15 protein-coding genes are annotated in these 15149 nt (G+C 50.8%); 5 read left to right on the top strand and 10 right to left on the bottom strand.

Going from position 1 to position 15149, the window contains the following annotated elements; all coding sequences use genetic code 11:
* Positions 1-2 precede the first annotated feature (2 nt).
* Together UNDKW_RS06755 and UNDKW_RS06750 are read right to left on the bottom strand one after the other, a co-directional pair.
* The gene (locus UNDKW_RS06755) at positions 3-875 is read right to left on the bottom strand and encodes a DMT family transporter (RefSeq protein WP_232063280.1); all 873 of its coding nucleotides are present in this window, start codon (positions 873-875) and stop codon (positions 3-5) included.
* A gap of 35 nt (positions 876-910) precedes the next feature.
* Positions 911-1525, bottom strand: a complete 615-nt coding sequence (locus tag UNDKW_RS06750; protein ID WP_162058083.1) for a LysE family translocator — start codon at positions 1523-1525, stop codon at positions 911-913.
* A gap of 183 nt (positions 1526-1708) precedes the next feature.
* On the opposite strand from UNDKW_RS06750, the gene UNDKW_RS06745 reads away from it, so the two are divergent.
* Positions 1709-3130 carry a PLP-dependent aminotransferase family protein gene (locus UNDKW_RS06745; protein WP_232063279.1) on the top strand — a complete coding sequence of 474 codons (1422 nt, stop codon included), beginning with the start codon at positions 1709-1711 and terminating at the stop codon, positions 3128-3130.
* Positions 3131-3164: 34 nt separating this feature from the next.
* Here the strand turns inward: UNDKW_RS06745 and leuE are convergent, their stop codons facing one another.
* Entirely contained in the window at positions 3165-3821 is a 657-nt protein-coding gene (leuE, locus tag UNDKW_RS06740) for a leucine efflux protein LeuE (protein ID WP_162058081.1), read from the bottom strand.
* A 61-nt stretch (positions 3822-3882) separates the two neighbouring features.
* Complete coding sequence (locus tag UNDKW_RS06735) at positions 3883-4968, bottom strand: GGDEF domain-containing protein (protein ID WP_162058080.1); 1086 nt, start codon at positions 4966-4968, stop codon at positions 3883-3885.
* Positions 4969-5391: 423 nt separating this feature from the next.
* Here UNDKW_RS06735 and cysS point away from each other — a divergent pair, with 423 nt between their 5' ends.
* Both cysS and UNDKW_RS06725 read left to right on the top strand, forming a co-directional pair.
* A complete protein-coding gene (cysS, locus tag UNDKW_RS06730) occupies positions 5392-6711 on the top strand; it encodes a cysteine--tRNA ligase (RefSeq protein ID WP_370529095.1) in 1320 nt (439 codons plus the stop codon).
* Between the two features lie 82 nt (positions 6712-6793).
* Complete coding sequence (locus UNDKW_RS06725; RefSeq protein WP_162058079.1) at positions 6794-7423, top strand: hypothetical protein; 630 nt, start codon at positions 6794-6796, stop codon at positions 7421-7423.
* Between the two features lie 91 nt (positions 7424-7514).
* Here the strand turns inward: UNDKW_RS06725 and UNDKW_RS06720 are convergent, their stop codons facing one another.
* The 4 genes from UNDKW_RS06720 to UNDKW_RS06710 all read right to left on the bottom strand — a co-directional run bounded on the left by UNDKW_RS06720 (position 7515) and on the right by UNDKW_RS06710 (position 10640).
* Positions 7515-9047 (bottom strand): TonB-dependent siderophore receptor, encoded by a 1533-nt coding sequence (locus UNDKW_RS06720; RefSeq protein WP_232063278.1) that lies wholly within the window; start codon positions 9045-9047, stop codon positions 7515-7517.
* Positions 9047-9634: a TonB-dependent siderophore receptor gene (locus tag UNDKW_RS30315; protein WP_232063277.1), complete on the bottom strand. Its 588-nt coding sequence runs from the start codon at positions 9632-9634 to the stop codon at positions 9047-9049. Before UNDKW_RS30315 ends, UNDKW_RS06720 begins: the two co-directional genes overlap by 1 nt.
* A gap of 245 nt (positions 9635-9879) precedes the next feature.
* Entirely contained in the window at positions 9880-10053 is a 174-nt protein-coding gene (locus tag UNDKW_RS06715) for a hypothetical protein (protein ID WP_162058078.1), read from the bottom strand.
* Between the two features lie 8 nt (positions 10054-10061).
* On the bottom strand, positions 10062-10640 hold the full coding sequence (locus UNDKW_RS06710; protein ID WP_162058077.1) for a transporter substrate-binding domain-containing protein: 579 nt from the start codon (positions 10638-10640) through the stop codon (positions 10062-10064).
* Between the two features lie 260 nt (positions 10641-10900).
* Between UNDKW_RS06710 and htpG the strand changes: the two genes are divergently transcribed.
* A complete protein-coding gene (htpG, locus tag UNDKW_RS06705; RefSeq protein WP_162058076.1) occupies positions 10901-12808 on the top strand; it encodes a molecular chaperone HtpG in 1908 nt (635 codons plus the stop codon).
* Positions 12809-12869: 61 nt separating this feature from the next.
* On the opposite strand, the gene UNDKW_RS06700 is transcribed toward htpG, so the two are convergent.
* On the bottom strand, positions 12870-13376 hold the full coding sequence (locus tag UNDKW_RS06700; RefSeq protein WP_162058075.1) for a DUF3016 domain-containing protein: 507 nt from the start codon (positions 13374-13376) through the stop codon (positions 12870-12872).
* A gap of 164 nt (positions 13377-13540) precedes the next feature.
* Here UNDKW_RS06700 and UNDKW_RS06695 point away from each other — a divergent pair, with 164 nt between their 5' ends.
* The gene (locus UNDKW_RS06695; protein WP_162061806.1) at positions 13541-14065 is read left to right on the top strand and encodes a DNA-deoxyinosine glycosylase; all 525 of its coding nucleotides are present in this window, start codon (positions 13541-13543) and stop codon (positions 14063-14065) included.
* Between the two features lie 37 nt (positions 14066-14102).
* On the opposite strand, the gene UNDKW_RS06690 is transcribed toward UNDKW_RS06695, so the two are convergent.
* A complete protein-coding gene (locus tag UNDKW_RS06690) occupies positions 14103-15038 on the bottom strand; it encodes a hypothetical protein (protein ID WP_162058074.1) in 936 nt (311 codons plus the stop codon).
* Between the last annotated feature and the right edge of the window lie 111 nt (positions 15039-15149).

Raw genomic sequence — 15149 nt, 5'->3', positions numbered from 1 at the left:
CTTCACCGTTGAATATTCATGCGCCGCCCCAGGGCAACGACAATGATCACAGCCAGAGCAAAAAAGATTTCACGGCCAGTCAACACTTCACCCAGTATCACAGCAGCCCCCAGCAAACTCAAAAATGGTTGCAGCAATTGCACCTGGCCGACGCGTGCAATACCACCTATAGCCAGGGCTTTGTACCAAAAAAAGAAGCCTATGAACATGGAAAACGCTGACACATAGGCAAACCCGGCCCAGGCACGGCCAGACGCCTGTACCCCATAATGCCAGCCCAGCCAGGCTGCCACAGGCAATAAAACCGGTAGCGCCAGCAGTAAAGCCCAGGAGATGACCTGTTGCCCGCCCATGCTTTGCGACAAGCGCCCTCCTTCGGCATAACCCATGGCAGCAGCGATCACAGCGATGAATAAAGCCAGATCAGCAAACTGGAATGAGCCACCGCCCTGCATCAGGGCAAAGACGATGACCAGGCCACTGCCGAGTACGGCCATCACCCAAAAACCAGGCGACGGCTTTTCATTAAAGCGCAATGCTGCAAACAAGGCAGTTGCCAGCGGCAAGATACCCAGTACGATAGCCCCATGAGTAGCAGGCACATAAGCCATGGCAACAGAGCTGAACAAAGGGAAACCGACCACCACACCCAGAGAAGTAATCAGTAAGGGTTTGATTTGCTCACGTTGTGGCAGGCTGGCGCCCTGCATCCATAACAGGACGCCCGAGCAGCACGCTGCCACCACAGCCCTTCCCAGTGCAACAAAAACTGGATTGAGTTCCGCCACTGCCATGCGGGTAAATGGCAGTGTCAGGCTGAAAATCATGACACCAACCAGCCCAAGGGCCATACCCTTGTTTTCTTGTACCGGCATGACAGACCGGCCTGTTTTAATTTGCGTGCCCGTTGTCATTGTGAACTCACCAGCATAGGGTAAAGCGACAATACCAGCAGCAGGGCCATACCATAATTAAAAATGCGCAGATTACGTTCCACCTTCAGCAAATGCCTGACTTTGGCACCAAACAATGCCCACAAGCCTACGCTGGGCAAATTGATGACAGCAAAAACACCAGCTGCCAGGGCAACGATCCAGAAACCGCTGGTTGCGGGGATATAGGTACTGAAGGCACCGAGCGCCATGACCCAGGCCTTGGGATTGATCCATTGAAAAGCAGCAGCACTCAAGAAACTCATGGGGCCAGCTTTGTGCGCGCCTTCTTGCGTCTTGCTTTCTATAGGCCCGGCATTGGCAATTTTCCAGGCCAGGTAGAGCAGATACGCAGCCCCTGCCCATTTCAACACGACATATGACCAGGGGAAAACCGCAAACAGGCCCGCCAGACCCACACCGACTGCCAGTACCAGTATCATGAAGCCGATGCTGATGCCCAGCATATGCGGCAAGGTGGCACGAAAACCAAAGTTAACGCCAGAAGCCAGCAACATCAGGTTATTCGGGCCGGGTGTGATCGAAGACACCAGCGCAAACAGGGCAAATGCCATGAGGGTATCAATTGCCATGCTGTTCTCCTCGTCGGTCAAGACTGGAATTCTGTCGTCCGTCCATGTTATTTCTCCCGTTTTTGCTTTAGTGTTGTGCTATCCTAAACGCAAAAACCGATACAGTACCAATACACTATAAACGATAATATTCGCACTGTAATGGTCAACTATCCATTACAGAACATAGGCAGGAGACATGCAATGCTGACACCCACTTTTTTTATCTCGCGCGATTCTGGTGGCTCACTGGTAGAGCAAATCGTCAATGCCGTAGCCAATCGCATCGACGACAAATTGCTGCGCACAGGCGCGCGCATGCCATCGATACGCCAGTTTGCCGACGAACAGGAAGTATCGCGTTTTACCGTGGTTGAAGCCTATGACAGGCTAGTTGCCAAGGGTTATCTGGAGTCGCGCCGGGGGGCAGGATTTTTTGTGCGCGAACGTGCATCCATGCTGAACAATGTCCCCCATACTGCGCAAATCGCTCCCATCACACAAAACCTGGATGTGGTGTGGCTGGTACGCAATATGTTTCGCCAATTGCCACCACAAAAAATGCCTGGTTCAGGTGTCTTGCCGCATGACTGGCTGGATGGTGAACTGGTAGCGAATGGCTTGCGCTCCATCAGCAGGCTGAACCAGAACCTGTTACTGCATTACGGTACCCAGCAAGGTTTTTTGCCGCTACGCCAGCAATTGCAGTTGAAATTGGCGGAACTGGAAATTGCCGCCTCACCTGAACAACTTGTCATGACCAGCGGTGTGACGCAGGCACTGGATCTGGTGGCACGAGAATTCACCCAGCCCGGTGACACTATCTTTGTCGATGACCCGGCGTGGTTCTTGATGTTTGGTTCTTTCGCCATCCTGGGCACCAAGGTGATAGGCATACCACGCCTGCATGACGGCCCGGACGTGGCCAAACTGGCTGAACTGGCGGCAGTGCACAAACCAAAGCTGTATATCATCAACTCGGTCTTGCATAATCCGACCTCGACTTCGCTGTCGGCAGCCAAGGCATTCCAGGTCTTGAAAGCGGCAGAAGAACATGACTTCATGATCGTTGAAGATGATGTGTATTGCGACATGCACCCCGGCCCGGCTGTGCAGGCAGCCACCCGCATTGCTGCGCTGGACCAGTTGAACCGGGTGATTTATCTAGGTGGTTTTTCAAAATCGCTGGCAGCCAATTTGCGGGTAGGCTTTATCGCGACATCACCTGAACTGGCAATACGCCTGGCCGATCGTAAGATGCTGTCTACCCTGACGACCACGGAAATTGGCGAGCGCGTGGTGTATAAAATCCTGTCTGAGGGACATTACCGCAAGCATGTCGATCGCATAAGGGTAAAGCTTGACGGGGTGCGCGATGACATCACCAAACGTCTTGAGCAAATGGGCATGAAGGTCGACTACCGCACACCCGCCGGCATGTTCCTGTGGACAGAGACGGGCTGTGACACCAACAAGCTGACAGAGAAAGCCATGGAACAGGGTTACTTGCTGGCACCTGGCAGTTTATTCTCACCGAGCCAGCTCCCCTCCACCAAGATGCGCATCAACATAGCGGCGATGTCTGACCCTGGTGTCTGGGAATTTTTAAAACGTGAGATCAGGTAATCGCTGCAATTTTTAGCGCTGCCTTATTGCAACCTCAGTGCAGACTGGCATTGGCCAGCTTGACACCAAACCAGACAAACATGCTGCCCACTCCACTCGACAAACTGGCAGACAGGCGGCGACGCTTGCTGAAATTGCGTGCCAGACGCGAGCCCAGGAAAATCAATACCGACAGATAAGTGGTACTGAACACCATCACCACACTACTGAGTATCAGGAAAGGAATTGCCGGTGTCGGATAATTCGGGTCTATGAATTGCACGAAGAAAGACAGCAAGAACAGGATAGCTTTGGGATTCAGCAAACTGATCACCAGGGCACGCTTGAACGGGTTTTGCATATTGACAGCTGTCGCCTGCGTTTCTGCCACCGTCACTGTCTTGTTACGCCATTTCTGTATGGCAGCCCAGATCAGATTGACGCCTACCCAGGCCAGATAAGCTGCACCCGCGTACTTCACGACCATGAACAAGGCTGGATAAGTGCGCAAGATACTGGCAGCGCCAAGAGCCGTCAGCAACAGCAAAATACTGTCACCGACAAAAATACCTGCTGCCCCCTTATAGCCCTCACGCACACCACGCGTAGTGGCAACTGCCAATACGTATAAAGAATTAGGACCAGGCAGCAAGACTATGCCCAGCGCGCCCAATACATAGGTCCATAAATCAGTGACGCCGTAAAACTCCATTTTGCACATCCTCAAAATTACAGATTAATCTTCGTTGCTTGCTTTGCCATATGCAGCACATTTATACAGGCAAGAGATTAACATTTTGCGGTACTTCCTGCTCGCGTGTGCCAGTGCCCTCACCCGCACGGCGCAGCAGGCTCAATGTGGTATCCCCTTCACGCAAGGTAGCAGTACGGACAGTGGCTGTGACTTTCATTTCCTTGCCAGAGACAGAAATCGGCATGGCGACGACCGTGGCACGGGCACGGTCAGCAATTTTGACAGCGTCCTCGGCGGAGGCCTCAGGCAAGAGCACAAAGAACTCTTCGCCACTGAAACGGGCCACACAATCATAAGCACGCATCGCCCGTTTTACACGGCGACTGACTTCGACCAGGATCACATCGCCGACCTGTGGCCCATGCGTATCGTTGATATGCTTGAAGTCACTCAAATCAAGTACCAGCATGGACAATTGCTTGCCCAGGCGTTGGTGACGCTGCAGCTCAGTGTCTGAGATGCGCATGAATTCTTTCCAGTTGGCGACGCCAGTAACAGGGTCAGTATTTGCCTGTCTTTCAAGCTCATGCTCGGCACTCAAGAGCTTGCGCCTGTACCTGTGCACATAGGCAGCAATGGCGTGGCCGGTAATGGCTACCGCAGGCATGATCAGCAAAACACTGGCTGCCTGTGAAAAAGTGCCTGATTGCTTATACAACAACAGCAAACAGGATGCTGCGACAAACAGGAACAGCGGTATGCGCAATATGTTCAAAGCCAAAGGCAGGGAAATGAATGCCATCAGCACAAGCCAGGCATCGACCATGTAATGGCCCAGATAATCACGTGGCAAACAGATATTGCTGATGAATTGTATCGACAACACCAGAACTATCCAGTGCATCGCATAGCGGTCCAGCCTGGGCACATTCTCTTCCATGCCGTATTGCTTGATCAGCCACAGAGAATAAGAGAATCCGGCAAGCCGCATCAGCAGCAAGATAGCCAAGGGAATATCAAACTCATGGAAGAGTACATCAACCAGTGCCAGCGGCAAAAATGCCCAGAGCATGATACGGACTACACGACGGACTTGCGCCCTGTCCTGCTTGGTGTAGTGAGAGCGGTAATTTTCTTCGCTGACGTCTTTATAATTCGTTTGCATTTTTGCACCGTTTTATTTTTCAGCTGCACCTGGCTTTGCCAGTCTGGAGCCTGGTCAGGCAGTTCAATTTTGATCAAAAGTGCATATCTATGCTACATTCTCACTCTGAACTTCTTCAATTCAGTCCTAACGGAACCAGTCAGACTAATTATATGCCCCACTTGTACCTGCAAGATGTTAAAGATTGCATAGGCGACACATCAGTGTCAGGCATGTCTGCATCTATACAAATACAAGACTTCCACTCAGACTGTTGTTGTTGAGTCTGCAAGCTGCGCGCAGCAAGGGATGCCCTTGCCTGTCCGCCCATGCCGAAAAAATACCCGCTTTCACGATCTACTACATTCACACTTAGCTATTTTCACAACAAATGGACATACTTCTCTACGATAACTGGGAACGCCGCCTGCGCCCCTTCAGCCCTTGAACAAAGACTGGGTGGGCCTGTACTGCTGCGGACCTACCGTGTATGACTATGCCCATATCGGCAACCTGCGTACTTATCTGTTTGAAGACCTGTTACGCCGCGCCCTTGAATGGAATGGCTATACCGTACGCCATGTCATCAACATCACCGACGTTGGCCATCTGGTGTCCGATGGTGATGATGGTGAAGACAAGATGGAAAAAGGTAGCCGCAAAGCCGGTGAATCTGCCTGGCAGATTGCTGACCGTTTCACAACTGCCTTCAAGGATGATTTGCAAAAACTGCATATCCTGGAACCCGCCATCTGGTGCAAGGCTACCGATCACATCGCCGAGCAAATCGATTTCATCGCTGCCATAGAAAAAAATGGTTATACCTACCGCACCAGCGATGGCATTTATTTTGATACCAGCAAACAGGACGACTACGGTTTCCTGGCGCGTATCAAGCGTGATGCGATCAAGGCCGGCAGCCGTGTTGAGCTCGGTGAAAAACTGCATGCGACTGATTTCGCGCTGTGGAAATTCAGCCCACCAGATGAGCACCGTCAAATGGAATGGGATAGCCCATGGGGCCGTGGCTTCCCTGGCTGGCATATAGAATGCTCGGCCATGTCAGCCAAATACCTGACCCCCTGGTTTGATATCCATTGCGGTGGTGAAGACCATATCGCCATCCACCATAGCAATGAGATCGCGCAAAACCAGGCTTGCCATGGCACCCGCCTGGCCAACTTCTGGATGCATGGGTATTTCCTGCAAATCGATTCTGGAAAAATGTCCAAATCGACGGGTGAATTTCTGCGTCTGCAAACCCTGCTGGATCAGAATATTGACCCGCTAGCCTATCGCTACCTGTGCCTGACTGCGCATTACCGCAGCCAGATGCAGTTCAGCTTTGAAGCCCTGTTGTCCGCGCAAACCGCCTTGCAGCGCCTGCGCGAGACTTACCATGCATGGTCAGCAGGTGGCAATGTCAGTGCAGAATACCGCGAAAAATTCACAACCTTCATCAATGAAGACCTGAACGTACCGCGCGCCCTGGCACTGGTATGGGAAATGTTGAAAGCCGATTTGCCGGATGCCGACAAAAAAGCCACGCTGACTGAATTCGACAAGGTATTTGGCCTGGGATTGGAACTATGGCAACCTGCGGTGTTGACGATTCCGGCAGAAGTACAAAGTCTGGCTGAACAGCGTCAGGCGGCACGCAAATCCAAGAACTGGGCTGAGGCAGACCGTCTGCGTGGAGAGTTGCATGCATTGGGTTATGAAGTCGAAGACAAGACCGAAGGCATGCAGATCAAGAAGCTATAATATGTTATAGCAATCAACAGCGATAAAACGCCCAGGGGAAACGATCGTTTCCCCTGCTTTGTTTCAGATAAAAGGAAATGCCATGCAAAGTATCAGCCTGTCCAAAAATTTCGCCATAAAAATCGCGCTCGTCGTCAATGGGATGCTGCCAGTGTTCAGTCAGGCTGGTACTTACATCGAGGGCAAGGATATTCCCCCAGATTTGCGCCCCTTTGTCACAGCCAACACCAAGCTACTGGCCTTTGCCAGTGCCGACCTGAATGGTGATGACAAGACAGACTATGTCTTCATCCTTGAAAAACAAAAGAAAAATGCTGCGGATGAAGATATGGAACAAGGACAGCGCCCTTTGCATATAGTCATACGCCAGGCCGACGGTAAATTGAAACTTGTCAAGACGAATGACAAAATCGTGTTGTGCTCAACTTGTGGTGGCATGATGGGCGATCCGTTTGGTGACCTGAAAGCCAGCAAGAAAGGTTTAACTGTTTCCCATTATGGCGGCAGCGGCTGGCGCTGGGCAAATGAATTTCAATTCAATTATTCACGCAAGGATGACACCTGGCAATTGGTCAAAGCAAAAGAATCATCATTCCACGCCAGCGAACCTGACAATGCCAAAGTAAATATTTTTACTCCCCCAAAACATTACGGCAAAATCGATATTGCTGATTTTGATCCGGAAAAATTCAAAGGTGTGGGTGCGAAATAATAAGAAAATTAATAAGCAAATAGTAAGAACATATTGAGCAAATAGTGAGTGAATACTGAGAAAAAAATGGGAGATGTTTTCTCCCATTTTTTTATAAACTCTTTTCAAACTGCAGACGTATCGTGGCACTACCCGGTGTGACCGAGCTACGTGATTGGCGCCCATCCTGATCACTGAATTGCGAAGACTGCAGCACATCCTGATGCAAGAGATTACTGACAGACAGGCGCAGTTGCGTCTTTTTTTCCAGCTTCCATAATCCATACAAATCAAGAATGCGACTGACACCCGTATAGTTGCGCAGACCAGGCGTGACCTGCACATTGCCGCCTGTCTGCAGATTGAAATTAAATCCAAATGACTGTTGCTCACTGCGCTTGTAATCCATGCCCAGATTGGCAGTCAATGGTACCTGGTCGGTCAGTCGGTTATCCGGCCCCGGTATTGCATCCAGCCTGGACCAGTTCCGTGCGGCATTCAGACGTACTTCCAGCGGCACTGAGGCTGGCAGCAAATCCTGCAGGCTAAATTTGGCATCAAATTCCAGCCCCATCACCCTGGCCTTACCGTTATTAAAAGGTGTCGTAATCCATACACCATTTCTTTCATACAGGTTTTGCACCGTCACGTCCTGTACCCGCTTGACATAGGCGGACAGGCTGAACATGCTGTTTTTAGCAAAATAAGATTCATACGCCAGGTCGGCACCCCAGGCCAGCTCAGGCAAGAGTTGCGGGTTGCCCTGGAAGTCAGGATTGTTCGGGCCATTATCATTGTTTGCCGTATAGCGACGGGGTACCAGGCTACGCGTGGTGGGTGCTTTGTAGGTACGGGACAGGGCAAAACGCAACTGGTCCTTCTCCAGCTCAGGCAATTTCCATAATAATTGCATGACCGGGCTCCATACGCTGGACCTGGTCTGGACGCTGGACATCAACCGGCCTGCGGTTTCTGTATTCAAACCTTCCCAGCGCATGCCCAGATAAGCTTGCAGGTGACTAGTCACATCCCATTCATCCTGGGCAAACACGGCCACGCGGCGGACATTGGCCTGGTAGTCTTCAAACAGCGTATCTATCCCGGCTGCATGTGGCTGCCGGTCATACTGGGCACGGGTTTCACTGCGCTGCGTTTGTGTGACATCCCAACCAAGTGCAAGACTATGGCCATCACGAAAGCGGCTCAGGTACTTGCCACTGCTGCTGACACTGCTATCTATGGCATTCGACACCACATGGCGGTTGAAAGCCTGGCTCTGCCCCAAAGGATAGCCATAGAAATTATAGTCAGTCTCGCGCTTGTTGTAGTTCAGGCCCAGCTTCGCATTCAGTTTGCTGTCTGCATCTATCCTGTGCGCCCAGCTCAGGTCTGAGCGTAACAAACCTGTATGTGAAGATGCGCGATAATTATTGTCAGGATATTGACTGGCATCTTCCGGTGCCGCTGTTTCATGGTCACGCCCCCAATTCACGTTGCGGTAAAAATCAATCAGGCTCTGCCAGCTCAGTGTGTCGCCATTGCCCATGCTCCAGTTCAGACGGGGTGTCAGCGCCAGGCGCCAAAAGTCAGCCAGATTTTTTTGCTGTATTAATCTCAGTACCCTGGATTTGCCGTCAGGGCTCACTATGCTCTCGGTGACTGCGGGGAATTTTCATCACCGGTTTTTGATACAGTGCCAGTGACAGAGTAAGAAAAACCTGCATGTCTGTCGGCCGCTTCCAGGGACAATGTGGGATACCAGTTATGTTCACTATGCGCGATTGCAGCCTTGAACTCTTTTTTGGCACTGCCCGCAGTTTTTTTGAGGATGATGTTGATGCTACCTGCCACCGCCTGGGCGCTGAATTCCGCCGTCGTGGTGCGCAGGATTTCCACACGCTCTATCAACGCAGGATCAATGCTGTCTATGGAAAATCCCGGTGCCACCGGGTCGCCATTCAATAATATCTGCGTATAGCCTGCACCCAGGCCACGCATGCGCAATTCATTTCCCACGACAGAAATGCCGGGCTGGCGTTTTAATACAGCAGACAATTGCGTGTCACCATATTGCATCAGCTCAGCGGCGTTGACGACGATTTTTGCGGCAGTGTCATTCTTTCTTTGCGCTGTTGCTCCGGGCCCGCCCACCTCAACGGTTTGTATCGCATCTGCACTCTTCGTGATTTCGACTTTAACTACATCAGCAGCCCGCAATGCGGTGCTACTCATAAGCAGCGAGGCTCCGATCCCGGCCATGCTGGTTTTCATACATGCCTGGCGCACAAAGCCAGGCGATGGGAATTTATTTTTTAAAGCGAACTTGGACATGTGATGGCAGAATTTTAGCGAGACAGTGAGCTGCCGCGCAAGGCAGGCAGGATTTCCAGAATTGAACAACAGGATGGATTTTAAGGAGGGCAAGACTCAGGCAATACAGGCTTGTGATAAAAGCCCGAAATCAGGTGACAGGGAGATTATTTTGCGGCTGACAACCCCGCCTTCAGGTCTTTTAGAATGTCGTCGAGTATACGTGCGATGCTGCCATCATTTTTCATGGCCAGCAAAGTCGCACTAATGGTTTTGGAAGTTGCACTCGCAGCGAACTCTGGCCGCACACGCATGACATGTGAGCCATAAGAAATAACCAAGCCGGGGCCTAACAAATTTGCCGACGCATTTTTTCTGCCGCCGCAAGGATAGCGGGCTGGCTGCCAACGATACCCGATATGCGCCCAGCTTCCAGCATGCGCATGCCATTCTCCAGTGTATTGATTTCTACCTTCCTGACGCGCTCATCCTGGCCAAACGTGCCATAACTGAGCCTGCGCATCATGCCTATGCCTTTTTCCATGGACAGGGCATTCAGGTCATCATAATTTCTGAGTATGGCCCCGCGCGGCGCAATCACCATAATCGGAAACTGGGTAACCTCGCTCAAAAGGATACCTTCCTGCTCACTGAAATTTTCTGCCTGGGAAATACTGTAAGCCTCTTTATCTGCTGGGAACATCACCACATGGCGGGCGCTGGGCACCACCACAAGCTCCAGCGGGACGCCGGATCTCCTGCGCAATTCATTGGCTATGCGCACATTGATGCCGTCATAAGTACCCTTGGCATCTTTGGAGAAAGCAAAAGGAGCGACGTCAGTCAGATAGAGATTAGCCGCTTTCAAGAAAGGCGCATACCCGCAAAGGAAAATGAAACAGAGCACACCCGCTACTTTAAGCAACATTACGGCTACTCCATGTCCATGAAAAGTTCAGAGATACAGGTACTACTACAGCGAAGTCTAGTGAAATTTTGCAAAAAATACAAACATTCATGCTGGAAGGCAAGCACAACCCGAGTTGCCATGTCTTTTAAACAATCATCTTGAAATCTGTCAAAGCGGCCTCACCTTCCCTCTGCTCAAGCAATGTTGCAAACAATGTTACAAAAACAGCAGCAGGCAAGCAATTGCCAATACTACTAAAGAAATCTTTGAGGGAAACCATGTCAGAAAAACAAACCCTGGGCTTTCAGGCCGAAGTCAAACAACTTTTGCAGTTGATGATTCACTCCTTGTATTCAAACAAGGAAATCTTTTTGCGTGAACTGATCTCGAATGCTTCTGATGCATCAGACAAACTGCGTTTTGAAGCCATTAATAATGCCAGCCTGTTTGAAAACGATCCTGAGTTGCAAATCCAGGTCAGTTTCAACAAGGAAGCACGTACCGTCACCATTGCCGACAATGGCATAGGGATGAGCAAGGCTGATGCGATAGAACACCTGGGCACGATCGCCAAATCCGGCACCAAGGAATTCTTTGGCAAACTGTCTGGCGACCAGCAAAAAGATGCCGCCATGATAGGCCAGTTTGGTGTTGGTTTTTACTCCGGCTTTATCGTTGCCGACCGCATCACCGTAGAAAGCCGCCGCGCCGGTCTGCCTGCAGACCAGGCTGTACGCTGGGAATCCGAAGGTGCAGGTGACTTTAGTGTAGAAGACATCGTCAAGGAAGGCCGCGGCACCAGCATCACCCTGCACCTGCGTGAAGGCGAAGACGAGTTCCTGTCTGCATGGAAACTCAAATCCGTGATCCGTACTTATTCCGACCATATCTCTCTGCCTATCAAGATGCAGAAAGAAGAATGGGACGAAGAGAAGAAAGAACAGGTTTTGAAAGACGAACTGGAAACCATCAACCAGGCCAGTGCCTTGTGGGCACGCAGCAAGTCTGACATCACGCCTGAGCAATATGATGAGTTCTACAAACACGTGTCGCATGACTACACCGCACCGCTGACCCACACGCATAACCGTGTTGAAGGCCGCAGCGAATATACACAATTGCTGTACATCCCATCACGCGCACCGTTTGACATGTGGGACCGCAATAAACGTGGTGGTATCAAGCTCTACGTCAAACGCGTCTTCATCATGGATGATGCAGAACAACTGATGCCAGTCTACCTGCGCTTTGTCAAAGGTGTCATTGATTCGAATGACCTGCCTTTGAATGTCTCACGTGAAATCCTGCAGGAAAGCCGCGACATCAAGGCGATACGCGAAGGTTCGACCAAGCGCGTGCTGGGCATGCTGGAAGACCTGGCAAATGCGGATGGCGATGATACACAAGCAAAGAAAGACAAGTACGCGACTTTCTGGAAAGAATTTGGCCAGGTCCTGAAAGAAGGCGTGGGTGAAGATCATGCCAACAAGGAGCGTATCGCCAAATTGCTGCGCTTTGCATCTACCCACAATGACAGCGATGCACAAAATGTCTCACTGGCGGATTACCTGAGCCGCGCAAAAGAAGGCCAGGACAAGATTTACTATGTCACGGCAGAAAGCTATGCCACTGCCAAGAACAGCCCACACCTGGAAATTTTCCGCAAGAAAGGCGTGGAAGTCTTGTTGCTGACTGACCGCGTTGATGAATGGATGCTGTCCTTCCTGAATGATTTCGAAGGCAAGGAACTCGCTTCCGTCGCCAAAGGTGGCCTGGATCTGGGCCAACTGGAAGATGAAGCAGAAAAGAAACAGCATGAAGAAACCCAGACCGAGTTCAAAGACCTGGTCGAGAAGATGAAAACAGCCCTGGCAGACAAGGCCAAGGATGTGCGTGTGACTTTCCGTCTTACGGATTCACCGGCCTGCCTGGTCGCAGATGAGCATGATTTGTCTGGCAACCTGGCGCGCATGCTGAAGGCTGCAGGTCAGGCTGCACCAGAGTCCAAGCCTATACTGGAAGTCAACCCTGATCATCCTCTGGTACAGAAACTCAAGTATGAAGTCAACAAGTTCGACGACTGGTCACACCTGCTGTTTGACCAGGCCTTGCTGGCTGAAGGTGGCAACCTCAGCGACCCAAGTGCATTTGTAAAACGTCTCAATGAGATGTTGCTGAGCAAGTAGTCAGTATCTCTACAGCACAAAAAACGGACTCATATTGAGTCCGTTTTTTTATGCATCGTGTTCAGCGTGAAGGGAAAATCTTGTCACGCTGCTGTTTGGCGAACCAGTCGCGCAGCATCTGCTCTTCATAGCGGAAGGCAGAATTACCGGTAGCCAGAGCGGATCTCATCAGAAAATTCATGTCCTTGATATTTTCTGTACCCGAAGCAATGCTCTTGCCTTTTTCGTCCTTCAAGTCAAAAGTCAAAGTCATGCGCGGCCAGTACAAATCCTTGATGATCCGTATATCACCAACGGTGTTACGGTAAAACGGGCGTACGTCGCCAGCCAGATCAACATCAGTGACTGTGATGTCCCACTGATACGCATCGGGCAGTTTTTTTGCCAGGTCGGCAAATATTTGATCAAACTCCTTGATCATGCGTTCCTGGAAGCCTGATTTGGATTCATTGCCTGGGCGAATATCCGTATATTTCTCCGGCTCCTGCCAGGTCACTTTCACTTCGCCAGCCTGTACCTGTGTCGCCATCGCCATTGCCAGCAATATTGCACTTGTCATCAATTTCATCACTCCACCTCCTGTCCCATTCTACTGCAAATTAAATTGAAGCTTTTGTCATGCTTCAAGAATAGCCCAGCAAGACGTAAACAGCCAGACAGCTTTGTCATCAGTTATCATGAAATTTGTCACAAAGTTTTTCCATGCAAACGGCACCGGCCAATTACAGCTTTATGAAAGCACCAGAATCGAACCCACTTGCGCAAGCCCCTGTATTGCAGGGCTTCCCTCCTGTCATCAATGAGCACACCCATACCCTGATACTGGGAAGTTTCCCTGGCGCTGCTTCACTCACGGCAACGCAATATTATGCCTACAGGCAAAACCAGTTCTGGCGACTGGTCTCAGCCTCTCTGGCAACAGACCTGGTCACTCTTGATTATGAACAGCGCCTGCAAACTTTGCTGGCGCATGGCATAGGTTTATGGGATGTATTTCATTCCTGCGTGCGTGCAGGCAGCCTTGACTCAGCCATACGCGAGGGCAAACTCAATGACTTCAGCGGCTTGCGGGCAACACATCCGCATTTGCGCAAGCTTTGCTTCAATGGCCAGACCGCAGGAAAAATGGCGACTTACTTCCAGCAACACGGGTACCAGACGCTGATACTACCCTCATCCTCCCCCGCCCACGCAACACGCAGTTTTGCAGACAAATTACTCGACTGGCAGGCCGGACTGCAGCCTGCACCTGGCTGAAGATATCAGGTTATCAGAGCATGCAAACCTTGATGTGCTAAGCGCCTTGCTTGTTTGCCGCATCAGCGACAGGAGGCTTCTGTTTTTTCATTTCACCAGCATTTTTGATCAGCTCTTCAGCAACCGGACTGGCGGTCTTCAGACGCTGGTCTTTGCTGGCCTTGTAGGTATTACTTGTATGGACAAAATAAGTATCCTGCTGCCTGGCTGCTGATGGCGGCTTGTCACCCTCCGGTTTATTGCCTGTCGTGCTCAGCTTGACGGTATAGTACTCATCAGTGGCATTCTGCAGGAAACTGAGCTTGCCGATATTTTCCCAGCATGCCTGCATCATTGGGCCCTGTTCTTCCACATCATCGGTACAGGCGCCACTATTGCTTTCGCCCATGTTCAATTCCAGCGCGATGACGGGTTTGGCGTCGCTCAAGGACACGATGAAGGCATAGTCATTGGTATAGCCCTGATGCATGTCTCCACCTTCAAACAAGAGACCAAACTTGTCCTTGCCAAGGCGGATCAGGTTGGCCATCGGTGCCATGCCATTTGCGCCATAGGCAGCGACTTCTTTCTTGCCCTTTTCGAATAGCCATTGTTTGCCGTTAAAGGCGAATATATACACAGAGACGACTGGAGCGGTCGCATGGCTTTCTTCCACAACACCGTCAAGAATTTGCTGACGCTGCACGACCAGTACGGCTTTCTTTTTACCAGCCTCGGTATAGGTGCCCGCCAGCAGGGCCGTGGCCAAGGTATCGGCCTGCCCCATATCCCAGGCTGCAGTATTTTTTTCAGGGAGCAAGACCCCTTGATGCTTTTCATTATATGTACCAAAAATTGCCAGCATGGCAGTATCGGCATTGAAAACCTCTGGCTTGGCAGGATCAAGGGGTTCACGGCCAAACAGGAAAAAAGCGGACAGGCCGAGCAAGGCGACAAAAATGAAGGCAGCAACGGCTGTTTTTTTATTTTTCATGTGAAAAACGGGGAAATAAATGAACGTATGTGTCAATTTGGGCAAGATGGGATTTTACCTCAGAGGCATCTTTCATAGCCATACTGACAATATAGTTTCCACAAGCGAAGC

This window comes from Undibacterium sp. KW1, from assembly GCF_009937955.1.
Classification (GTDB): domain Bacteria; phylum Pseudomonadota; class Gammaproteobacteria; order Burkholderiales; family Burkholderiaceae_D; genus Undibacterium.
The sequence above is the reverse complement of the archived record's forward strand: the minus strand, read 5'-3'. Positions and strand labels throughout refer to the sequence as shown.